This window comes from Roseibium sp. SCP14 (assembly GCF_040329475.1).
Taxonomy (GTDB): Bacteria; Pseudomonadota; Alphaproteobacteria; order Rhizobiales; family Stappiaceae; genus Roseibium.
Map to the genome: position 1 here is coordinate 103,053 of NZ_JBDZYH010000013.1, position 23,308 is coordinate 126,360.

At 56.9% G+C, this 23,308-nt stretch carries 18 protein-coding genes; 13 read left to right on the top strand and 5 right to left on the bottom strand.

What is annotated here, in order from left to right:
* The first annotated feature begins 94 nt into the window (after positions 1-94).
* Positions 95-547, top strand: coding sequence for a homoprotocatechuate degradation operon regulator HpaR (hpaR, locus tag ABLQ08_RS30750; protein ID WP_352950491.1), 453 nt, complete (start codon positions 95-97; stop codon positions 545-547).
* Between the two features lie 61 nt (positions 548-608).
* On the opposite strand, the gene ABLQ08_RS30755 is transcribed toward hpaR, so the two are convergent.
* Together ABLQ08_RS30755 and ABLQ08_RS30760 are read right to left on the bottom strand one after the other, a co-directional pair.
* Positions 609-1,007 (bottom strand): hypothetical protein, encoded by a 399-nt coding sequence (locus tag ABLQ08_RS30755; RefSeq protein ID WP_352950493.1) that lies wholly within the window; start codon positions 1,005-1,007, stop codon positions 609-611.
* 253 nt (positions 1,008-1,260) lie between these two features.
* The gene (locus ABLQ08_RS30760) at positions 1,261-5,094 is read right to left on the bottom strand and encodes an autotransporter domain-containing protein (RefSeq protein WP_352950495.1); all 3,834 of its coding nucleotides are present in this window, start codon (positions 5,092-5,094) and stop codon (positions 1,261-1,263) included.
* Positions 5,095-5,775: 681 nt separating this feature from the next.
* Between ABLQ08_RS30760 and ABLQ08_RS30765 the strand changes: the two genes are divergently transcribed.
* The gene (locus ABLQ08_RS30765) at positions 5,776-6,783 is read left to right on the top strand and encodes an AraC family transcriptional regulator (RefSeq protein WP_352950497.1); all 1,008 of its coding nucleotides are present in this window, start codon (positions 5,776-5,778) and stop codon (positions 6,781-6,783) included.
* Positions 6,784-6,859: 76 nt separating this feature from the next.
* Positions 6,860-8,953 carry a tetratricopeptide repeat-containing sulfotransferase family protein gene (locus ABLQ08_RS30770; protein WP_352950499.1) on the top strand — a complete coding sequence of 698 codons (2,094 nt, stop codon included), beginning with the start codon at positions 6,860-6,862 and terminating at the stop codon, positions 8,951-8,953.
* Positions 8,954-9,061: 108 nt separating this feature from the next.
* Here the strand turns inward: ABLQ08_RS30770 and ABLQ08_RS30775 are convergent, their stop codons facing one another.
* Genes ABLQ08_RS30775 through ABLQ08_RS30785 form a run of 3 tightly spaced genes read right to left on the bottom strand, consistent with a single transcriptional unit; the run spans position 9,062 to position 11,862 of the window.
* Positions 9,062-10,411 (bottom strand): aminotransferase class III-fold pyridoxal phosphate-dependent enzyme, encoded by a 1,350-nt coding sequence (locus ABLQ08_RS30775; RefSeq protein ID WP_352950501.1) that lies wholly within the window; start codon positions 10,409-10,411, stop codon positions 9,062-9,064.
* Between the two features lie 16 nt (positions 10,412-10,427).
* Positions 10,428-11,087 carry an HAD-IA family hydrolase gene (locus ABLQ08_RS30780; protein WP_352950502.1) on the bottom strand — a complete coding sequence of 220 codons (660 nt, stop codon included), beginning with the start codon at positions 11,085-11,087 and terminating at the stop codon, positions 10,428-10,430.
* On the bottom strand, positions 11,077-11,862 hold the full coding sequence (locus ABLQ08_RS30785) for an IclR family transcriptional regulator (protein ID WP_352950503.1): 786 nt from the start codon (positions 11,860-11,862) through the stop codon (positions 11,077-11,079). The genes ABLQ08_RS30780 and ABLQ08_RS30785 overlap by 11 nt, the downstream gene beginning before the upstream one ends.
* Positions 11,863-12,145: 283 nt before the next feature.
* Between ABLQ08_RS30785 and ABLQ08_RS30790 the strand changes: the two genes are divergently transcribed.
* The 10 genes from ABLQ08_RS30790 (at position 12,146) to ABLQ08_RS30835 (ending at position 23,253) form a co-directional block, all read left to right on the top strand.
* Positions 12,146-13,081: a tripartite tricarboxylate transporter substrate binding protein gene (locus ABLQ08_RS30790; protein WP_352950505.1), complete on the top strand. Its 936-nt coding sequence runs from the start codon at positions 12,146-12,148 to the stop codon at positions 13,079-13,081.
* Between the two features lie 56 nt (positions 13,082-13,137).
* Positions 13,138-13,677, top strand: a complete 540-nt coding sequence (locus ABLQ08_RS30795; RefSeq protein WP_352950507.1) for a tripartite tricarboxylate transporter TctB family protein — start codon at positions 13,138-13,140, stop codon at positions 13,675-13,677.
* 7 nt (positions 13,678-13,684) lie between these two features.
* The gene (locus tag ABLQ08_RS30800; RefSeq protein WP_352950509.1) at positions 13,685-15,208 is read left to right on the top strand and encodes a tripartite tricarboxylate transporter permease; all 1,524 of its coding nucleotides are present in this window, start codon (positions 13,685-13,687) and stop codon (positions 15,206-15,208) included.
* A 7-nt stretch (positions 15,209-15,215) separates the two neighbouring features.
* Complete coding sequence (locus ABLQ08_RS30805) at positions 15,216-16,703, top strand: aldehyde dehydrogenase (RefSeq protein ID WP_352950510.1); 1,488 nt, start codon at positions 15,216-15,218, stop codon at positions 16,701-16,703.
* 13 nt (positions 16,704-16,716) lie between these two features.
* Complete coding sequence (locus ABLQ08_RS30810; protein ID WP_352950512.1) at positions 16,717-18,030, top strand: aspartate aminotransferase family protein; 1,314 nt, start codon at positions 16,717-16,719, stop codon at positions 18,028-18,030.
* On the top strand, positions 18,023-18,997 hold the full coding sequence (locus ABLQ08_RS30815) for a phosphotransferase enzyme family protein (RefSeq protein WP_352950513.1): 975 nt from the start codon (positions 18,023-18,025) through the stop codon (positions 18,995-18,997). The genes ABLQ08_RS30810 and ABLQ08_RS30815 overlap by 8 nt, the downstream gene beginning before the upstream one ends.
* A complete protein-coding gene (locus tag ABLQ08_RS30820; protein ID WP_352950515.1) occupies positions 18,994-20,226 on the top strand; it encodes a Tm-1-like ATP-binding domain-containing protein in 1,233 nt (410 codons plus the stop codon). Before ABLQ08_RS30815 ends, ABLQ08_RS30820 begins: the two co-directional genes overlap by 4 nt.
* Before the next feature lie 348 nt (positions 20,227-20,574).
* Positions 20,575-21,201, top strand: coding sequence for a DsbA family protein (locus ABLQ08_RS30825; RefSeq protein ID WP_352950517.1), 627 nt, complete (start codon positions 20,575-20,577; stop codon positions 21,199-21,201).
* Positions 21,202-21,304: 103 nt separating this feature from the next.
* On the top strand, positions 21,305-22,180 hold the full coding sequence (locus tag ABLQ08_RS30830; protein ID WP_352950519.1) for an MBL fold metallo-hydrolase: 876 nt from the start codon (positions 21,305-21,307) through the stop codon (positions 22,178-22,180).
* 155 nt (positions 22,181-22,335) lie between these two features.
* Positions 22,336-23,253 (top strand): LysR family transcriptional regulator, encoded by a 918-nt coding sequence (locus tag ABLQ08_RS30835; RefSeq protein WP_352950521.1) that lies wholly within the window; start codon positions 22,336-22,338, stop codon positions 23,251-23,253.
* Positions 23,254-23,308 lie beyond the last annotated feature (55 nt).

Genomic DNA, 23,308 nt, shown 5'->3' on the forward strand with positions numbered 1-23,308 from the left:
CTTAACAACACAATATTTGCTATGTTAAATATATGGAGTCGAAAATGTCAAACTTTTTGTGTGAAATAAAGTTTGGATTCGCTAAGAGCTAAGAATGACTGACACTCCAGAAACCCAGACCGTCCGCAAGCTGCCGCCAACCAAACGGTCCATTCCCATCGCCCTCATCCGGGCGCGCGAAAAGGTCATGGGACCGATCCGGGAAATGCTCGCTGACACCGGCATCACCGAACAGCAGTGGCGTATCCTTCGGGTTTTGGAGGAATTCGGACCGCTTGATGCCTCGACTCTTGCGGACCGGGCCTGTCTTCTGCTGCCCAGCCAGACGCGTATCGTCCAGACACTCAGCGAAAAGGGACTGGTGACCCGCAACGCAGATGACAAGGACCGCCGGAAGCAAACTGTGGCCATTACCGATGCGGGCCGGAAGATCATTTATGACAATCTGGAGGAAGCACAGGCGATTGTCGCTCATATGGAAAAGGTGATCGGCCGGGAAAAGCTGAACCAGCTTCTTGATATTCTCGACGATTTCCAGAACCTTTGAAGCAAGCCTTACGTCCTTCGGTATCGAGATGACTTGACCGCCGGACGATTGCGCATTCGGCTCAGTCCTGTGCCAGGGGCAGTCTTCTAAGCCTTCGGTTGCTTCTTTGAGGTTTCCGGCGAAGTTTCTTGAGTATCTCCGGGTCGAGACCCAGATCTTCCAGCCTTGCGAATGCCGCAGCTCCGACACATAAAACCTTGCTGCTGCCGCCCGTGTTTTCCTCCAGGACCAGAATGCGGCCAGCTGCGCTCTGCTCTTCAATCCAGATCACGGTTTTTATCAGGACCCAGTATGTCCGGCCGCAGAACTGAGCCTTGTAATAGCCGTCCTCAGGCACGGTCAGAATTTCATGAAGCCCAGCCGGCCCGCCGTTCGAGTATTGAGCGCGAATGTAAATGTCACCCCGGGCATTCGCAAAGCCGGTCAGGCCGGTGCTGAAAAAGGCAAGCATCCCGAACATTACTGGCGGCAGGGGCAAGGAAAAAATGCGCGTTGGGCAAGAGGGCAAAAATCGAAGCATGCTTGGGAACTTGTTTTGAGATGCAACATCGTCGATTTGATTTTTCGACAGTCGATCAGACGAAGCTGGTGTTGCTTCCTCAATTCAGATCGACCGGGTCAGACGGACTGCATCAACAGGCCTGGCGCAATGCCGCCCGGTGCTGGCCGGCACAGGGCGGTCGGTTTTGAAAGGACGACACCGGTTCTGCCGGTTAGAAAAACCAGTTGAGCCCCGCCTTGACGAAGGGGCCCTGCGCGTCGTTGCCGATCTCCTGCTCCGCAATCACGTTCAGATGCAGGTTCGGCGAAAAGCTTTTTTCGTACCCGAGCTGAACGCTGGCGCCAGTGAAGTCGCTGGCCGCGTAAGTCAGTGCCTGTGTGGAGGACAGGACCGTCACATCGGCCGTGGTATCACCCAGGCCGCGGCGCACGACACCGCTCAAGCGTCCCTTGAGAGACCCAGCCCGGCCAAGCGACTTTTCAAGTTCGATACCCGTCCTGAAATCGACGACCTCAGTGGTGGCCGAACTGACGGTCGCATTCGCGGACGATCCGGTTTCCGTGTAGTCGTCATCGGTCTGACGGGTGTAACGCACTCCGCCAAGACCCAGAACCCTGTAACCGCCACCCAGCTGGAATGCGCGTTCGGCGCCGATATGGGCCGTCAACAAGGTGCTGTTGTAATTCGACTTGGCATCCGAACTGCCCGAGATGTCGCGGGTCTTGTATGTGGTGAGGTATCCGACGCCGAGATCCGCTTGCACGGTAAAGCCGCCGAACTGATGTCCGGCAGCCGCGTTCACATAAACCCCGGTCGTGTCGAACGAAGTTGTGTCGCCATTCCCATCGGCGGCGTAGGCGCCAAGTCCAAGGGCGAGGGACAGGCCATTTTCCAGTTGACCCGTGTAGCCGACGGCGGCGTTGGCCAGAACGAGCACGGTGTCGGTGTCCTGGTCCGTGTCGAACCGCTTGGCTTCGGCGTCGATGATGACGAACGGCCGGAAGGCGCTGGCGAAGCGATCCGATTTGCCGTTGGTGGCAAGCGCGCTGGAAATCGCTTCTTGCGAAGGATCTTGCGGCCGGGCTTTCGGATCGTCATAGGCCAGGGCGCCTGGAACCGTTTGCGGTGCCGCGCCGTAGGTCAGAACTTGCGAGATACTGCCGACGACATTGCCATAGGATGCGACGACGTCGCTTGAGGTAAAGAGTTCTGCGGGATCGACCACGGCATAGACAGGATTGGAGCCGCCCTCATCCTGCACATACCAGGCCGATCTACCGTCCGACGCTTTGGTGGTGAAATCCCCGCCGGCCGTGTTTGCATCTTCGAAGACAAAGATTGCACTGCCGCCGATGGCGTCCAGGTTGACGTCATGATCGGCAACACGAATGGTGCCGGTGACGTCGTCCTTGGAGTCGATGTTCAGCGTTCCGGTTCCACCGTCCAGATAGATTGCATAGGCCTCGCCGCTTTCCGATGTTGCAGAAATGGTCCCGACCTCGGTGATCGTGCCGTTGTGATTCTCGATGTAAAGACCATAGGCATTCGCGGCACTGCCGCCCGAAGCCGTTGCGTTGAGCGTGCCGGTATTGGCAAATTCGCCGTCCAGCGTGTCAATGCGAAAGGCGGCCGCGGAGGCAGCGGCGGACCCAGCGGCATCAACCAGGTTCACCGAGGCCGTTACGAAACCGGTATTGGATATGCTGCCGGGGACATCGTCCCGCAAATAAACGGCATATGCCTGGACAATTCTTGAACCTTCGGCCTGCGCGGAAATGGTGCCGCTGTTGTTGAAACTGCCGCGGATGTCACCGCCAATGTGAATGCCGTAAGCATAGGCGTCGCTGTCTTCGGAAATGGCGGCAACGGCAATCGTACCGGTGTTGTTCAGTTCCCCGGTCAGATCGCTGTCGATGAAGATACCGGCCGCAGTTACCTCGTCGAAACCCTCCGCCCGGCCAGTGATGGTGCCGCTGTTGGTGACATTGCCCGACACATCAATGCCGAAATAGGCGCCATAGACCTCTACAATGTCCCCCTCAACCGTCGCGGAAGCGTTTATGGAACCTGCGTTTTCAAAATCCCCGAAGAGCGTGTCTCCGAAATGAAAACCGGCAGTGAGTGCTTCGTCACCGGAAATGGCGGTCGCCTTGACCGTACCGCTGTTTGAGATGCTTCCGTTCATGTTGTCGGAAACACGAACACCATAAACCTCTGCCTCGGAAGACTTGCTTTCAAGCTCCACGATGATCGAGCCCGAGTTGTTGAAATTGCCGTTTAAGTCCCAGGCGACGTAAACGCCGGCCGCGGTATCCGAACTGTCACCGCTGCCTTGAACTTTGATTGTGCCGCTGTTGGCGATGTCCCCGGTCATCAGGCTGCCGACATAAAGGCCGTAGGCATCGGCTTCGGAGGTCTGGCTTTTTGTGATGACGGTGAGTGTGCCGGAGTTGTTGAAATTACCGTCCAGTTGATCGGAAATATAGAAACCACTTGCGGCTGCGGAGGAAAGTCCTTCAGCCTGAACGTCGACAGTGCCGAGGTTCACGATGTCACCCGTCATGTCCCCTTCGACGTAAAGACCATAGGCTTTGGCCTGATCAGTCTCGGATTTTGCATCGACTTGCAGCATTGCCGCGTTTTCAAAGTTCCCTTGCAAGCCGGTTTCAAGATAGTAACCGGCAGCAAGCGCTGACGTTTCCGCATTCGCGTTGATCTCGATATCACCGCTGTTGGTCAGGTTGCCCCTGGTTTCACCTTCGACGTGAAGGCCGAAAGCCTGCGCATCCTCCATTGCGCTTGTCGCTGAAACAGCAATCGTGCCGGTATTGTCGACGTTTCCTTCCAGATCCTGTTCAATAAGGAAACCTTCTACTTCTGCCGAGCCCGTACCATTCGTGACTTCGCCTTCAACGGTGAACTTGCCACTGTTCAAGATGTTGCCGGTCATGTTGCCGGTCAGGTAAAGGCCGTAGGTCGGCACATCATCTGTGTCACTGCTCGCTGCCACGGTTATGGACCCGGAGTTTCTGATGTCTCCGGTCAGGTCGTTCGAGATATAGACCGCAGCCGCGGTTAATCCCGTCCCCGCATTGGCGCTGATGTCAATTACATGGTCGTTGGTGATGTTGCCAGTGACTTCACCACTGGCATAAAGACCGAATGCATATGCTTCGCCCGGGCTCGTCGCTTGCGCACGAATTGTGCCGGAATTTGTGAAGTTGCCATTCAGCTCCCTGATCAGGAAAAGGCCTGCTGCAGATGCTTCGTCCCCGCCTTCAGCGACTGCCTTGATCTCACCGCTGTTGGAAATGTCTCCATTGACCGCCCGCCGGAAGTACATGCCTTGGGCCTGGGCGTAGTCATTATTGGAGCTCGCTTTGACAGTTATCGTGCCGATGTTTTGGACACCGCTCTCCACGGCTTCTTGGAAGTAAAATCCTCTTGCAACTGAATAGTCATCATCGGAATTGGTCTCGACCGTGACCGAACCGGAATTGACGACTACGGCAGATGCTTCCACCGTCTCGTCAAAATAGATGCCATAGGCGTAGGCCCGGTCCTTCGTTGCAGTGGCGGTGGACTCGATGGTGCCGGTGTTGGAGAACGTTCCGGCAAAGGTCTCACTGAAGCGTAGGCCGTATGCATTCGCGGCGGTGCCATTGGTGGCCTCCACTTTGATCAGATTGTTGTTTGTGATCTGACCTGAGGCTTCCAGCCGGCCGTCCAGAAACACACCGGTTGCCGTGGGAATGGAGGCGCCTTCGATGGTCACCGTGCCTTCATTGGTGAAGGTGCTGGAATAGTCGAGATCAATCGTCACCGCGGGTGCAGCGCCGGTTGTCAGATTGACCTCACCCGTCGAGGTGATCGTATTGTCTTCGTCATTGAAAAAGGTCACCGGAGTGGTTTCGGTTGAGGTAATTTCCTCCGCCAGAACCGCACCGGCCGATAGTGCCAGCACGGAAACCGATGCCAGAAACAGGGAAGGGGCAATGCTCGCTGCGCCGCCTTTTCGTTTGACAAGACGGCCCCCACGGACCACGACACTCCGCCTGTGCCGTTCCGAACAAATTCTTTTCACTGCAACCTTCCGGAAAATTCTTAGAAACTGGCCTCAAATCCGCTCTGAATCGGAGCGTGCGGGGCCGCTCAATTGCGACACCAAAGCCTAGCCATGAGACGAGACTTCAGGAATTTGAGCCCACCGCAAACCCAACAGATTCACTTGCAATAATAAGACGTTGGCGGATTGGAGTGTTCAAGGACAGTTCACGAAAACCTCGGGACACTTCGCGCCAAAATCAGGTCGGAAAGGGCCGGGAGCGCTCGGCGTGACGGATTCCTTGAAACTCGCGAAGTGTGTTGCGCGCCGTTTTCACAAGCCTGCATATTTTGGACCGACACAAAAGTGTGAAGCTCTCTGGCGCGAAGTGTCCGCTTGTTGGCGGGTTTTGTCCTCGCGTGTTGACGTGACCTGAGCGAAGTTCCGCTCGGTCCGACGGGGTTTGCCGCAATCTCTTTGATTTGCAGGGCATGATTTGTGTTGGAAAGCCCGAAACTCCAAACGGATATCCGGCAAAAGAATGTAACGTGGCTTGAAAGGGGGCTTTCAGGAGTTGCGCAACGACAACCGAAAAAGAAAGACGCCCGATGGGGAACGCCAGAAAGTGCTTGCAGACACGCTGAAATGATTACAACCAAAAAAACTCAAACGGATGATCCGTTGCAGCCGAAAACAATCGGAGCGGTGGCAGCGAGCATGGTGAGTTACGCTCTCTCGCGAGGCGTGCCTCTGCCGGAAATATTCGAGAAGCTGAACATCGATCCGATGAAGCTGCTTGAACCTGGCGCCAAACTGCCGGAAGACGAATTTCCGAAAATCATGAACCTGATGGCGTCGTCTCTTCCCGGAGAAGCGTTTCCTCTGGACCTGGCAAAGGTCACGCCTCTGTCGGTTTTCGGTTTCGTCAGTTCCGCCCTTGAGTTTGCTCCCACCGTGCGCGACGCGCTTGAAATGCTTGTCCGGTACAGGTCCGCATTGTCGGACAGGGTCCTGTTCACGCTTGTGGATTCAGAAAAGCGAACAAGCTTCCAGATGTATCATCCCATGGATGCGCTGGATGGTGGTGCCACCGCCGAATTCGGCTGTGCTCTGCTTTACCGGGTGATGAAGGAATGGTTTGACGCGAACAAACTGGTGACCAGGATAGAATTTGCGCACAAGCCTCGTGTGGCACAAAGCCACTATGAAGAGTTCTTTGAAACGGAAGTCCTGTTCAATCAGCCGAGCAACGGACTGGTCCTCGCACATGAAGCCCTGGATCGCCCGAACCGTCTGCCCTCAAAACCGCTATACGAATATGCGCGCGCGCATCTTGAGAGGTTGAGCAATGAGGAAGGCAGCGCAGTTTTCGGCAGCGAGCAATTGAGAAAGGTTCACGACGCGATCTGCGAGAATGCCGCGGTCGGTGAATACAGCGCCGTTGCCCTTGCCAAAAAGCTCAGCATGAGCCTGCGTTCGCTGCAGAGACTTGTCAGTCAGAACGGTGGCGAATTGCGCGAGATGCTTGAAAACGTCCGCGAGGCAAACGCCAAGAAACTCCTTGCGAACCGCGACCTGAGTTTGAGCAACATTGCCCACCTGCTGGGATATTCCGAGGAAAGGGCGTTTCGCCGGTCGTTCAAGCGCTGGTCCGATCTGACACCATCCCAATTTCGGGACAGTCTCTGAAGCCGGGTCTGTCTGACGGTCGTTGGTCACTTAACGGGACGATGTTCGAACTATGGCCTGTGCGGAGCGTTGAAGAATGGTTGAAACCAGGCAGATTTCAATTGACGATGCTTATCGGCAAGGCATGGCCCATTATCAGAATGGTCAGCTGAAGCCAGCCGCAACGCTGTTTGCCAAAATTGTTGGCGTGCTTCCCGAACATGCCCTTTCTCACCAGATGCTGGGTCTCATCGGTTTTCAACTCGGACAGTATGAACCGGCGGTCAGAGCATTGACGGAGGCGGTCCGGCTTCAGCCTGGTAACGCGCATTTTCTGGCGAACTTCACGGAAGTTCTGCGGGTTTCGGGCCAGCTGGACAAGGCACGGGAGATCGGCGAGCGCGCGGTGCGAGTCGCTCCGGCCAACGCAGCCGGACATTCAAACCTCGGATTGGTCTACTACGATCAGGGGGATCTTGATCTCGCGAAGGCTTCGCAGGAACGCGCACTAGCCCTTGCGCCCGAGTTAGACCGAGCAATCAACAATCTGGGAAGCATTGCACGCGACGGGGGCGATCGACAGAAGGCGGCAACACTTTACCGCAAGGCCTTGCGGATCAATCCGGCATCGTCCGAGACCGCCAACAACCTTATTGCGGTCCTGATCGAGGCGGAAAACGTCGTCGAAGCCCGAAAGGTTGCCGAAAACCAGCTGAAAATAGCGCCGGGTGACGCCGAACTGCATCGAAATTTCGGGCGTTTGTTCATGCTGGAAAACCAGTTGGACAAGGCTGAAAGCGCGTTTCGCAATGCGATTAATCTGGACGGGAAAAACGCCGATTGCTTTGTCGGTCTTTCGCAAGTCCTGTTCGAAAAGAACCACCCCAAGCTGGCCCTGATCGAGGCGGAACAGGCCTTGCGCCTCGATGCCGCCAATGCGGCCGCCTGCCATCAGATCGCTCTGGCCAAAGCACACCTTGGAGATATCCAGGGCGCAATTGCCATGTATGAACGGGCCATGGAACTGAAGCCCGAGCTGACGGCAAGCCGTCTCGCACTGGGCCATCTGGCAATAGAACAGGGTGATTTCGACACCGCTCGCAGCCACTTCGAGACAGCAGCCGAATCTGCCGACGACAAACTCAGTGCCCTGGTCGCGCTCGCCCGATTGGAAAAGGTTTCCGAAGATAGCCCGGTGTTTCAGTCGCTGGAGGCCGCCTTGCCCGGGGCTGCAACCATGCTGCCGCAAAAGGCGGTCGCCTATCGCTATGCGATGGGAGATTGCTATGACAAACTAGGCCGCTACGAGGAGGCGTTTTCCAATTTCGCGAGCGGAGCGCAGATCAAGCGTTCTCTGATTTCCTATGACCCTCTGGAGAACGACAAGCTGACCGATGACCTGATCGCGACGTTCGATCGGTCGATGCTGACGCGGTTGCGGGATTGTGCCGTTTCCGATGCCAAGCCGATTTTCGTTGTCGGAATGCCGCGTTCAGGAACAACTCTGACGGAATCAATTCTGGATGCGCATCCCGAAGTTTCCGGGGCCGGCGAACTGAATGATCTCCAGAATATATTCGGCCGGCTGGATGACGGGTCTTCTCACGTTCCGCTGGCACTGCGTTCGGTTTCTGACCAAACATTGAACCGGTGGGCAGAGGACTATGTCGAAGCCCTGTCGCAACATGCGCCGGACGCCACACATATCGTCGACAAGATGCCGGCAAATTTCCAGCTGATCGGGCTGATCCATGGGATCATGCCCAATGCGAAGATTATTCACATTGCACGCGATCCCTTCGACACGTGCCTGTCCTGTTATACGCGCCTTTTCGAACGCAGCCAGCTGCACAGTTACGATCTGGTCGAGCTCGGGCGTTACTACAACAATTATGTTCGCCTGATGAACCATTGGCGAGAATTGCTTCCGGAAGATGCCTTTCACAGCCTTCACTATGAAGTTCTGATTGACGGCATTGAAACAGAAGCGCGCCAACTCATCGAATTCTGCGGGTTGGACTGGGATGATGCCTGTCTGGAATTTCACAAGTCCAAACGCCGGGTTCGCACCGCAAGCGTTCAGCAGGTCCGTCAGCCGCTTTACACTTCCTCGAAGGCAAAGTGGCGCAGGTACGAGAAACACCTGCGCCCCTTGATCGAAACGATCGGCGAAAACCGGATTGGCTTTTAATGCATGGCCGGGTGTGACGGCCAGGCTTTCCGGTCGTTGCCTGCACATGCGTTGCGCAGGTGAGCGCATTTTGCGGCCCGGCGTGGTTTTTCGCCGGGCCGGTTTGCCTCAAAGAGCCTTCAACCCTGTTTCGGTGGCCGACAATATCTTTGCGACATGGTCTTCCGTCACCACAAGAGGCGGCGAGAAGATCACGTTGTTGCCAGACACACGAACCATGACGCCATCGTCATAGGCTGCCTGTTGCAGTTTCATCGGAATGTCTTTGCCGGCCGGTTCCCTGGTCGTCCGGTCCGATACAAGTTCGAGGGCGCACATCAGGCCTTCGCCCCGTACATCGCCGATAACTTCAAACCTTTCCTGAAGCCCCTTCAGGCCGCCAAGAAGCTGCTTGCCGCGTTCCGCCGCGTTTTCATGAACCTTTTGCGCCTTGATTTCCGCAAGGGCTGCAAGAGCTGCGGCGGCGCCGACAGGGTGGCCGGAATAGGTGTAGCCGGTGTCGACCGATGCTGTCCCGGTGCGGTCGGCTTCGAAGACATCGGCTACGTGATCGGCGATCATGACCGCGCCGAACGGGAAATAGCCGTTGGTGATGGCCTTGGCCGTGCACATCAGGTCGGGCTTGACGCCCCAGTGACGTGCGCCGCTTTCCGATCCGGTGCGCCCGAAGGCAGTAATGACCTCGTCGGAAATGAGCAGGATGCCATTCCTGGAGCAGATTTCACGGACCAGAGGCATGAAGCTCGGATGCGGTGGCATGACACCGCCCGCGCCCAGAACCGGCTCCATGATGAAAGCGGCAATGGTGTTGGGGCCCTGGAAGGCGATTTCGTCCTTCAACGCCGCAGCACATAGCCGGGCCAGCTTTTCCGGATCGCTCTCGTTGAACGGATTGCGATAGGTGTAAGGGGCCGGAATGTGAAAGCAACCCGGCATCAGCGGCTCATAGGCGTTGCGGAACTTGGCATTGCCGTTGACGCTTGCGCCGCCGAAATGCGTGCCGTGGTAACCTTTCTTCAGGCTGATGAATTTGGTCCGGGAGGCTTCACCGCGGATGCGATGATATTGACGGGCAAGTTTCAAAGCGACTTCGACGGAGTCTGATCCGCCCGAGGTGAAAAACGCCCGGCTGAGCCCGTCTGGTGCGAAAAACTGGGCGAGTTCGTAGGAAAGCTCGATGGCCTTGTCGTTGGTGGTTCCGCGAAACAGCGAATAGTAGGGCAGTGCGTCCAGCTGATCGCGGATGGCCTGCTTCACCGGTTCGCAGGAATAGCCGAGATTGACGTTCCAGAGACCGCCAACGGCGTCAATCACCTCGTGTCCGTTCACATCGGTGATACGGACGTCCCTGGCTTCAGTCAGGATTGTCGGCAGGTTGGTCTGGCTGTCCGCCGGATGGGCCATCGGATGCCAGACATGCCGGGCATTGTTTTCCTTCAGGAAGTTTGAGTCCTTCATGACATGTCTCCTCAATTCAGGCCGCCAGGCCAAGCTGGGCCAGCGCGTCGGAATAAGACGCTGCCGGGTTCAGAACGTTGAAGTGAACCGTTCGCATGCCCACTGCCGCTGCACCCGTGATGTTGCGAGCCTGGTCGTCGACGAAGACGCAGGCAGATGCGGGCAGGTCCAGTTCCTCCAGGCAAAGCTGGTAGGCATTCGGATCGGGCTTCAGGATTTTCGTGTATGTGGCGTCGACGATGACGTCGAAGTCTTTCAGAAAAGCAAGCTTGTCGCGGAATTCGACGCCATAAAAAAGATCCAGTTCATTGGACAGGATCGCGAGTTTCTTGCCGGCTCGCCGGGCGGTTTCGATCGCTGCAAGGGCTTCGGGGCGCATGACGGCATCCGGGTCTGCTCCGCGTGCCGCCTTCACGAAATCGGACATCGCGGTCCAGGGGCGTCCGGTCAATCCGGCAACTTCCTCGGTCCGGATGCGCCAATAGTCCCGCTCGGAGATTTCATCTGCCTGCATGGAGCGCCACAGGGGGTCGGTCGCCGGCTCGAAGGGACCTTTCCAGGTCAAGGTGCCCGCCGGCAGGCCAAGCGCGCGCTCCGTCAGGTCGTGGGTTTCAAAGAGCGTGCGTGTCACCACGCCGCCGAAATCGAGTACGAGGGCTTCAGCATCATGCTGCATTGAGCCAGATCCTTCTCAGGTGAGGGGGAACCGTGCCGCCAAGTTCTTCCGTGACTTCCGTTGCTGCCTCAATGAGCGCAACGGGTATCTTCCGCTTCAGTTCGTCCGTCATTCGAGCGGTGGGAACTGCCACGGCCATGGTGCCGACAGCTTCCTTCAGGTCGCCAAAGACCGGGACGCCAAAGGAAGAGACGTGAAGTTCAAATCCCTGGTCGATAAAGGCAACGCCTTCGACCTGGACCCTTTCGACAGTTCGCTTCAACTCGTCCGGATCAGTGATCGTGTATTGTGTCGAAGCTTCCAGCGGGTCGGCGAGAAGGTCGGACATCAGGTGATCCGGGCCGAAGGCAAGCATTGCCAGGCCAGAGGCCGTGGCATGGAGCGGCAACAGTTCGGCTTCATCGAAATAGACCCTTGTTCCATGGATCAGGGCATCGTGATGACAGAGTGGCGACAGATGATCGCCTTCGCGCAAGGAGACATGCACCAGTTCGCCCAGGTCCGTCGCCAAACGCTCCACCAGCGGAGCAACTAGCGAACGGGCGGGAAACAGGCGCTCGCGAACCGCGGCCAGCCGCAGGATGGCAGGCCCCAGGCGATAGCCTTTCGTGACGGGGTTCTGTTCCAGGAAGCCGTTTGACGCAAGTTCGATGAGATGGCGATGCACCGTGGCCTTGTCCTGCCCAGACAGAGTCCGGAACTCGGTCAGTCCGATTTCCGGATGGCTGGGGGAAAAGAAGTTCAGGAGGTTGAGCGCCTTGGTGATCGTTCCCATCGGATTTCAGGTCCGTTTCAAATGCGGTTTCAGGTCCGGGGCGAAGGGCCCGCGGTCGTCGAAGTGCATTTATCTTGACAGATAGTTTCAAATGAAACAATATTTATTTGATACCTCTGGTTCATTATTTGAACCCTTTGTGAGTGTGACATTGTTCTATCCGCCGTTTGATTGGAGGTTGACAGGCTATTATTTAATATGACAACATTTAACAACGCAAATAAAAAATAGCTGAGATCAGCCGAAAAGGTTGACGGACCACCATCAGATGAGGGACTTCGAAATGAAAAAGCACGCGATTGCCCTTACAGCGGCAAGCTTGATGAGCGTTACGGCTGCACTTGCCGACTATCCGGAAAAGCCGGTCTCCTTCATTGTTCCCTGGCCTCCGGGGGACCTGGAAGATGTTCTGACCCGGCTGATTGCCGATGAATTTCAGGAAATGTACGGAGTTCCGGCGGCGGTCGTGAACAAGCCCGGCGGCGGTGGCGGTCCTTTCCCGGGTGCGGTTGAAGTGGCAACCGCTCCGGCCGATGGCTACACGATCGGTTCTTTCGTGACCGATGTGCCGATCGGCGGGCCGCAAATCGGAATTCCCGAATTGTCGCCCAACCCGTTTGAACCGATCGGGATCTTCATGACCTACCCGTTCGTGATCGCTACTGGCGCCAACGCACCCTACAGCTCATGGGAAGAACTGGCGGAATATGCCAAGTCGAATGACGTTGCCCTTGGCCATTTCGGATCATTCCTGCCGCCAACCCAGATTACCTTTGCCGCGGCAAAGACCTCCGGTTTCGATTTTGCCAGCGAAGCTGCGTTTGACGAATTGACCTGCAACACGTTGGCGTCCGGTGACGTCGATGTGATCAACACGACCATCCAGCAGGTCCTGCCGTGCCTGTCGGACATCAAGGTGCTGGCAAGTGTCGGCAACGAGCGCACGTCTCTGACGCCTGATGTCCCGACCGTTCAGGAAATCAATCCGGAACTGTCCGTTGCTCTCTGGAATGGCCTCTTCGTGCACAAGGATGTGCCGCAGGAAGCGCGCGACAAGATTGCGGTTGCCGCACAAGCTGCGTTGAAAAAGGAAAAGGCGCAGAACCTGATCGGCGAAACCGGAGTTCTGATTTACTGGCAGGACGCTGACGCATCGAAGGCTCAGATCGAATCCGACGCTGCTGCCATCGGGAAAATCTCCGAGATCAACGAGCAGTAAGATCTTGCCTCCAGGCGGTACTTTTCCGTACCGCCTGGCGATTGTGGAGGGCAGTCGTGGCACATATCAAAACTTTGCAGGAACTGTTCCGGCGCTACCGTCGTCCGGGCGATATCGTTTTCGCGATCCTGTTCCTGGCGTTTTCTCTCTTTCTGTTGTCGCAGCTTTATTCGGAAACGGCCTGGATAAAGCGAACCAACTGGTATGCGCAGCCTAGGTTCTGGCCGGCCGTGTCGCTGATCGGAATGGCAATCTTCGCTTGCCTTCATTTCATCGGCTCGATCTGTTCACCACGTATTCTGGGGCGCTGGAAAGAAGTTGCCTTCTGGGTCAGCTCACTGGAATTCGTGTTGTATTTCCTTGGCTATGTGGTGCTTGTTCCCCAACTGGGTTACTTGCCCTCGACCGTACTTTTCACCGTGTTTCTGACTCTCAGGATTGGTGAAACACGGATCGTGAATCTCCTGTCAGCAGTGGGGTTTGCGGTGGCTGTTGCGGTCGTCTTCCGCGCATTTCTCCAGGTCAAGATTCCAGCCGGACGCATCTATGAAGCGCTTCCGGACGGTATCCGCGCCTTTGCACTAACATACCTGTGAGGCGCCCATGGAAACCCTTTTCTCAGGACTGACGCTCCTCGCGCAATGGGAAGTGCTTGTCGCTCTGGCCATCGGTTCCGTCGGAGGCGTCATCATCGGTGCGATCCCTGGTGTCGGCGCAGCCGTTGCAATCGCAATTCTGTTGCCGGCCACGTTCGCGTTCGAACCGATTGTCGGCCTCACCCTGCTTCTGGGTGTCTACGGTTCCTCCATGTACGGAGGCGCCATTCCGGCCATTCTGATCAATACGCCCGGTACCGCCGTCAACGCCCTGACGACCTATGACGGATATCCGATGACAAAGGATGGACGAGGCCACCGTGCGCTGTCGCTTGCCTATTCGGCATCGTTCTTCGGTGGAATCTTTTCCGTTGTCTGTCTGATCGTTCTCTCGCCAGTGCTGGCGATGATTGCGCCGCATTTCGGCAGTCGTGAAATCTTTCTGGCTGCCCTGATGGGGATCATCCTGGTGATCGTGGCCCATCGCGGCCAGGTCTTCGCAGCTGGCATGCTTGCCTGCTTCGGCATCTTTATCAGCACGATCGGACTGGAGCCTGCCAAATACACCAAGCGTTTCACGTTTGATCAGAGCTGGCTGGCATCGGGTATCGACCTGATCGTCGTCGTGCTTGGCCTGTTCGCGATTTCCCAGGCCCTGCTTCTTCTGGTGGACAAGGAACACAAGCCGGGGTCGGCAAATGTCGACGGCAACCTGTTTGCCGGTCTGAAGGACCTGTTCCGGTTCAAGCGCATCGCGTCGGCCTCTTCCGGTATCGGCGTGCTGATGGGCATGATCCCCGGGGTCGGTGAGTTTACCGCTCAGTTCCTTTCCTACACCTACGCGCAGAAAACCTCGAAAAACCCGGACCTGTTCGGCAAAGGGTCGCCTGAGGGCCTGGTCGCATCGGAAGCTGCAAACAACGCCGTGCCCGGTGCGGCGATGATCCCGTTGCTGGCTTTGGGCATTCCCGGCGAAGCCCTGACGGCAATGATGCTGTCCGTTTTCTATGTGCACAATGTCATCCCGGGACCGCAATTGTTCCAGGGGCAGCTCGATTTCGTGGTCGCGCTTTACCTTGCACTGATCATTCTGAACGTGATCGTGCTGATCTTCCTGCTGTTCTCGACGAACCTGCTTTTGAAGATCATTCAGATTCCGACCAGATTCCTTGGCGTGATGATCCTGACGCTCTCATTCGTCGGCGTTTATTCGCTACGCAATTCGGTGACAGACTGTGCGATCGCATCCGCGTTCGGCGTGTTCGGCCTGATCCTGAAGCGGCTCAACCTGCCGATCGTGCCGATCATTCTCGGAATGGTTCTTGGCGGCATCATGGAAGTGAAGCTGCGCAGCGCCATGGCACGCGTGAAATCTCCGTTGGATTTCATCGACCGCCCGATCTCGGCAATCCTGTTCATCATGATCATCGGCATTCTGGTGCTGCATTTCCGCGCTGTCATTCACGAGCAAAAGGCGCGCAGGCAGCAACGCGAGGAAGGCTCTTCCAATATGTCGACACAGCAAGGGTGAGACTTCTATGCTTGACCAGAAAGCCATCGATGCGTTGCGTGACGAAACGGTCGGCGACCAGGGGCACTTTATCGATGGAAGATCCGTTGCATCCCGATCAGGCGAAACGCTGGATGTGATTTCCCCGATTGACGGCAATCCGTTTGCAAGAATGGCAGCCGGAGCTCCTGACGACATGGATCAGGCAGTCGCAACCGCGCGTCGGGCTTTCGAGGATGGCCGCTGGTCCAAAGCGGCTCCTTCTCAACGCAAGAAAGTCCTGCTCAGGCTCGCAGAGCTGATCGAGCGTGACGCCCTGAAGCTTACGGTGCTTGGTATTCGCGACAACGGTACCGAAATCAACATGGCCTACAAGGCGGAAGCGCTTTCTGCGGCGGCAACCTTCCGCTATTACGCGGAAGCCATCGACAAGGTCTACGGCCAGATCGCGCCAACCGCGGAAAATGTTCTCGGCCTTGTGCATCATGCGCCGGTCGGTGTGGTCGGGGCGATTGTGCCGTGGAATTTTCCTTTGATGATCGGCGCCTGGAAGATTGCGCCGGCATTGGCCGCCGGCAACTCCCTGGTCCTGAAACCGGCTGAATCGGCCTCTCTGTCGCTGCTGAAAATTGCCGAACTGGCATCAGAAGCCGGTTTGCCCGATGGCGTCTTCAACGTGGTCACCGGGGCCGGTTCGATTGTCGGCGAGGCACTGGCGCTGTCGATGGATGTCGACGTGCTGGTTTTCACCGGCTCGGGGGCGACCGGCCGCCGGCTTTTGAACTATGCGGCTGCGTCCAACCTGAAACGCTGCTATCTGGAGCTTGGCGGCAAATCACCGAACATCGTTTTCAACGATGCGCCGGATCTTGCCCAGGCCGCCAAGATTTCCGCCGCAGGTATTTTCCGCAATTCCGGCCAGGTCTGCGTCGCCGGATCCAGGCTTCTGGTCCAGGAAGACATTCTCGACGATTTCGTGATGGAGATCTGCTCACACGCGGAAGCCTTCAGGGTCGGCGATCCACTCGACCTCAAGACCCAGATCGGTGCCGTTCACAGCCTGCCTCAGCTGGAAGCCGATCTTCAGTTCGTCACGATCGCGGAAAACGAAGGTGCGGAACGACGGACAGGCGGGAGCCGTATTCTTCAGGAAACCGGCGGCTATTACATGCAGCCGACGGTGATGACCAGTGTGAAGCCGACCGACACGATTGCCCAACAAGAGGTGTTCGGGCCGGTTCTGGCCGTGACCGCTTTCAAGGATGAGGCGGATGCCATCCGGATTGCCAACAGCACGCAATTTGGCCTGGCGGCAGGCGTGTGGACCGCCAATCTCAGCCGCGCCCACCGGATGATTTCCGAAGTGCGTTCCGGGGTGATTCACGTGAATACATATGGCGGATCGGACCTGACCGTTCCGCTTGGCGGCGTCAAGCAGTCGGGCAACGGTCATGACAAGTCGCTGCACGCGCTGGACAAGTATGTCGATCTGAAGACCGCCTGGATCCAGCTGTAGCGAGGAGTGCGAGATGACCGTTCACCACCCGACCGGATCTTCGAATCTGCTGGAAAGGCGCACTCGTTTGCTGGGTCCGAACGTGTCGACCTTCTACGACGAGCCGGTTCATATCGTGAAGGGGGAAGGGGTCTGGCTCTGGGACGCGAACGACCGCAAATATCTGGATTGCTACAACAATGTGCCGCATGTCGGGCATTGCAATCCGCGTGTGGTCGAAGCGATTTCCCGGCAGGCGGCCACGCTGAACACACACACCAGATATCTGCATGAAGGCATTCTGGACTATGTTGAGCGGCTGACCGGGACATTTGATGACCCGCTCTCCACGGCCATCCTGACCTGTACCGGTTCCGAGGCGAACGACATCGCCCTGCGCATGGCGGAAGCCGTGACCGGCAGGCGTGGCATTATCGCCTCGGACTTCACTTATCACGGCAACACCTCGCTGGTTTCGCAATTGTCGAGAAGCAACGTGCCCGGCGTCGGTAATGGCGACTGGGTGCGCTTCGTTCCGGCACCCGACAGCTATCGTCCGCTCGGCGGTGAGGCAGGCATCGCCCATGCACAGGCATTTGCCGAAGCGGTTGCCGAACAGATCGACGCCCTGAAGCAAACCGAGCACGGCTTTGCCGGCCTCATCCTGTGTCCGTTTTTCGTCAATGAGGGCTTTCCGGATCTCCCGGAAGGGTGGCTGAAACCGGCAATCGACGTCGTCAGGAGAGAAGGCGGCATCTTCATTGCCGATGAAGTCCAGCCCGGGTTTGGCCGGATCGGAACCCACATGTGGGGTCATCAACGCCAGGCGGTCGTTCCCGATGTTGTCACGCTGGGAAAGCCGATGGCCAATGGCCACCCGGTCGGTGGCGTTGTAACCACTCCTGACATCATGTCTGCATTCCGCAATTCGTTCCGGTATTTCAACACGTTCGGTGGTAACCCGGTTTCCTGTGCAGCGGCCATGGCGGTGCTTGAGGAACTGGAGGACAAAGATCTTGTGTCGAATGCTCGAACCGTTGGTGATTATGCGAAGACGCGGCTTCGGGATCTGGCGCGAAAGTATGACTTTGTTGGAGACACGCGCGGGTCCGGCCTGATTTTTGGCGCCGAGATGGTGCTTGATCCGGCGAGCAAAGAACCGGCCATCGACTTCACTGATCGGGTTGTCAACGAAATGCGCCGTCGCGGGATCATCCTCAGCAAGCTCGGGCGTCACAAGAACACGCTCAAGATCCGCCCTCCGATGCCGTTTGGAACAGAGCATGCCGATCTTCTGTTCGAAACCCTGGACGATGTGCTGGCATCGACACCGCTTCATCATGGATAGTCTCGTTGTAAAGTCCCGCACCCTTTGGGGCCTGGAAGACAGTCAGATCATTCTGGTCGCGGAGCGGGAGAACCGGGTCTTCAAGGTGACTTCGAGGAATGGCACTTTCGCGCTTCGTGTCCATCGCAAGGGCCTGAGAACCGATGCGGAGCTTCTGTCGGAATTGTGCTGGATGGCCGAGCTCAGCAGTGCCGGATTGAGTGTGCCGTGCCCGGTCGCGTCAGCCCGCGGATCGCTCTTTCACCTGATCGAGGATCATCAGGTTGACATGCTGACCTGGTTGGGCGGGTCGCCATTGGGCAAGACCTCCGAGCCCTTACAGCATTCGGACCGCGTAGAAGTTTTCTGCCAGATCGGCCAGACGCTTGCACAGTTGCACAGAATTTCCGACGCCTGGATCCCGCCAGACGGTTTCGTGCGCGGCAGCTGGAACAGGGCAGGTCTTGTCGGCACTGATCCGCTTTGGGGCAGGTTCTGGGAGAACCCGGATCTGACATCTGCCGAAGTCCAAACGCTAAGAGCATTCCGTGAAGCGTCCCATGAGGATCTTGTGCGTCTGGAGGTGACACTGGATTACGGGTTGATCCACGCCGATGCGGTCAGGGAAAACATCATGATCGATGAGAGCTCCTTGCACCTGATCGACTTTGATGACAGCGGTTATGGGTATCGCCTGTTCGACGTGGCGACAGCGCTTTTGAAGAATATGGGCGAACCGGATTTTCCCGAGCTGAAAGACGCGCTTTTGCAAGGCTACCTTGGTCTCAGACCGCTGGATGTTTCGGCCCTGGATCTCTTTCTGGCGCTCAGGGCCGTAACCTATGTCGGCTGGAACATCTCCCGACTTGAAGAGCCGAACGGCCGGATCCGCAACAGCCGGATGATCGCCCAGGCCATTGCCCTGACCGAAACTTACCTATCCACCCGCACGGGCTCATCCTTGTCTACGATTGAGGTATCGCGATGACCAAAACCATCCTGTCCATCGGCACCTATGACACCAAGAATGCCGAACTGGAATTCATTCAGTCCTGCATTGAGGAGCAGGGCGGCAGGGTCATGACCATGGATGTAAGTGTGCTCGGCGATCCGGAAAAACCAACCGACATATCCAAGCACCAGGTGGCCGAGGCTGGCGGCATGACCATCGAAGAGGTGATTGCGCTCGGCGATGAGAACAAGGCCTTTCAAATCATGGCGCGGGGTGCTGCCAGGCTGGTTGCAGAATTCTGGCAGGCAGGCCGGTTCGACGGCATGATTGCGCTCGGCGGAACAATGGGAACGGACCTGGCATTGGATTGTGCCCAGGCCCTGCCGCTTGGTGTGCCGAAATTCATTGTCTCGACCGTGAGTTTTTCGCCGTTGATCGCCCCGGATCGTCTTGCGCCGGACATTCAGATGATCCTGTGGGCCGGTGGACTTTACGGTCTCAACTCCATCTGCAAATCATCGTTGTCTCAGGCGGCGGGGGCTGTGCTCGGAGCTGCAAAAGCGGCGCAAGCACCCGACACGGGACGTCCCCTGGTTGGCATGACGTCTCTCGGGTCAAGCTGCCTGAAATACATGAAGAGCCTGAAACCTGCTCTTGAAGAGCGCGGCTTCGAAGTTGCCGTCTTTCATTCGACCGGCATGGGTGGAATGGCATTTGAAAGCCTTGCCAGACAAGGGGCATTTTGCTGTGTCATGGACTTCTGTCTTCAGGAGTTCGGCAACATGCTGGCCGGATCACTGGTCAGCAGCGGTGATGACCGGCTGACCAATGCCGGCAAGAGCGGCATTCCGCAACTGGTCGCGCCAGGTGCGCTGGATCTTGTCGATTTTGCCGGATGGCAGGCGGTGCCAGTGCAATATTCTGACAGACCGTTCCACGAGCACAATCGCCTGATCAAAAGCTCAGTGTTCAATGCCGATGAACGCCGAAAATGGGTTCATGAGCTCGCCGACCGGTTGGAAGCATCCAAGGGCGAGGTCCGGTTTCTGCTCCCCGTGGGAGGCATAGAAGAGTGGGACCGGGAGGGCCAGGAAGCTTATGATCCGGAAGGCCTTCAGGCGTTCATCGAGGAAGCTCGCAACATTCTTCCCGGGCGCGTGCCGATGGACGAAGTTGACGGACATATCAACGACCAGGTTTTTGTCGACGCAGCGCTGGCAATTTTCGACGGCTGGGTTCGGGACGGCGTCATAAAGTCCTCCTGACCTCGCAAATTCGCATCTAGACTGAAAACCTGCTTCACCGATTTCGCATCGTTCAGTTGTGCGAGGTCGGTCCTATGCCATCTTCCCTCGCTTCAAATCGAGTTGCGGCGCGTCGCTCAAGTTCGCCAAGAAGATGGTCGCCGTCTGTACGCCTGTCAAGTAGGTAGTTCTCTTCTTAGTCAATTGTTTTATTTGTAATAATTTTGTCTGGTTGAGGCGTGTGCGGCCCTTCGAGTTCAAAAATGTAATGTTCGCTTTTAGCTGACTTACAGTTTCTTTTGTCAGTCTTTTGTTAAATTCGGATCGCTCCTAATTTCCCAACACGTTCGTTTGTTGAGGAAAGTCGAAGTGACACGTTTCACCATTGTCTACGACACCTATTGCGGCTGGTGCTATGGCGCGCATCCCGTCTTTGCCGCTCTGGTAAGGAGTGCAAGCAAGGTTGAGGTGTTGCACCGGTACCTCTTCCAGGGGCCGAATGCACATCGAATGGCCGAAGGGTTCGGTGACATGGCGTGGAGTTATGATCAGCGCATTGCATCGCTGACAGCTCAACCCTTTACACAAGAATACAGAGACAACGTTCTCGGATCGGAATCGGAAGTCCTGGAGTCCGGTCTGACAGCTCAGGCCGCTGCTCTGGTTCACCACAAGGGTGCCGGGGTGGAACTGGCGCTTGCCGCGTCTCTGCAGCAGGCCCGCTATGTCGAGGGCAGATCGGCCGCGGATCGGGAGCATGTTGTTGCGGCGCTCGTCAGGCACGGCATCGACAGGAAAGAAGCCGGGGAAAGGCTCGGCTCACCTGAACTGAGAGGTGCAGCCGCGGAGCTCGCGCGACAGGCAAGGCATGCCATGGCTTCCGTTGGCGCCGGAGGTGTTCCTGTCTTGATCCGTGAGCAGGACGGACGTCGCGTCTCTGTCGATATTTCCCGTTTTTTCAAAGAGCCGGAAACGATCCGGGCCCTGGCGGCCTGAAGGTCGTTCAAGCCTTTCTTCGCGGCGCTCACGCAGAGAAGACGAGCATTGCGAAGGACTTAAACCCGGCTGCAATAGCCGATCTCCCCAGAAAGGAAATGCCATGAATTCGTTCTTTAAATCGCTGACGGCGGCGGCGGCCTTGTCGTTGTCCTCTGCGCTGGCCAACGCGGCTGAACTCACGGTCGAAGTCTTCAATCCGGGCGAAGACGCTCTCTTCCCGGTCACCTCAAGCCTGATATCAGGACCGAACGAGGCAATCCTCGTGGATGCCCAGTTCGACAAGGCAAATGCCCGGAAGGTTCTGAAGATGGTTCAGGACAGCGGCAAGGATCTCAAGACCATCTATATCAGCCATGGAGACCCAGACTTCTATTTTGGTCTGGACGTTCTGACGGAAGCTTATCCGGAGGCCGAAGTCGTGGCGAGCCCGTCCACCATTGCGCATATCAACGCAACCAAGGACAAGAAAATCGGCTACTGGGGCCCGATCCTGGCGGAAAACGCTCCTTCCAAGGTTATCGTGCCGACGGAAATCTCCGGCACCAGCTTCACTCTCGACGGTGAAACGGTGGAAATCGTCGGACTGGACGGTCATGATCCCAAGCATACCTTTCTTTGGATTCCTTCCGAAAAAACCGTTCTCGGCGGGGTGGTTCTTTACGAGAACCTTCATGTGTGGGTTGCCGATGCGCAGACCCAGAAGGACCGGGACAACTGGTACAAGACCCTGGACGTGATCCGGAACCTGGGTGCCGAGCGCATCGTGCCCGGGCATTACCTTGGCGGCACGCAGGAAGATCTCACCGCCGTGAATTTCACCGAGGAGTATGTGAAGGCTTTCGAAGCCGCTTCTGCAAAGGTTGACGGGTCGGAAGCCCTGGTGAAGGAAATGACCACTGCCTACCCGGACTTCCCGAATGTCACCGATCTTGGCCTGAGTGCCAAAGTTCTCGAAGGGGAGATGAAGTGGCCGTAAGCCGCAATGGATTGCCCTCTTTCAATTGACCCCTGTCAGCCCGGCATGTCCGGGCTGATTTGCTGCTATATGGAGTGGGTGGAAATCAAAGGTGACGGCGATTGACCGTCATGCAACCTTGATGAGGACGGCTGGTCCTCGAATATGGAAGAGACATGGGCAAGGGGCCAAATCTCAAGCGTCTGGAATATTTCGTTGCGGTGATCGAGGAAGGCTCGATTACAGCGGCTGCCAGGCGTCTGGGCGTCAGCAAGGCGGTTGTCAGCAAGCAATTGCAGATGCTCGAGGATGAAGTGTCGGCCAGTCTTGTTCTACGCACGTCGCGCCAGATGAACCTGACCGAAGCAGGGCGCCAGTTCTACGAGGTCGCCAGCAGTGCAGTCGGTCAGGCCAAGGAAGCCTATGAGGCAATCCGGGAAGCAAATGATGTTCCGCGCGGCGTCCTGCGTATCACTGCACCGGTCGATTTCGGGTTGGCCTATGTGTCCGGCGTCACGGCCAAGTTCACCGAAATCTATCCGGATGTGCATGTCGAGCTCGTGTTCAGCGACACGAAATTCGACCTTGTGGAATCCCAATTCGACATCTCGTTCAGAACGGGTTGGCTGAAGGATTCCAGTTATCTTGCACGCAAACTGAGCGACTTTGATCAGTTGCCGTTGTGTACTCCAGCGTTCCTCGAGCGCATTGGTGGGTCCAAAGATCTGAAAGCCCTGGAAAAACTGCCATTTGTCGAGAACCGTGCACTGGTCCAGCCAAAGGCATGGACCTTCGAGCGACAAGGCGAAGAACGTCTCATTTCCATGCAGAACGTTGCCGTATCTGTCGACGTAACCCTGGCGGCGAAACAGGTCATTCTGTCAGGAACGGCATTTTCCATCATGCCGGACTTTGTTGTCCGTGAGGAACTGCAGTCCGGTGAACTGGTATCCATGATGCAGGACTGGTCCCTGCCTCGAGGCGGTGTTTACGCGGTATTTCCCCCGTCAAAACATCGTACCGCCGCGGCGCGCGAATTTGTGAATTTCATGCTGAAGCGGTTCCGTGGAGAAACCAATCTGCAGCCGAATTGAGTGGAATTGGAGGGCCGTCGCTGGACGGGAAGTAATGTCCGCAGCTAAGCTTTCA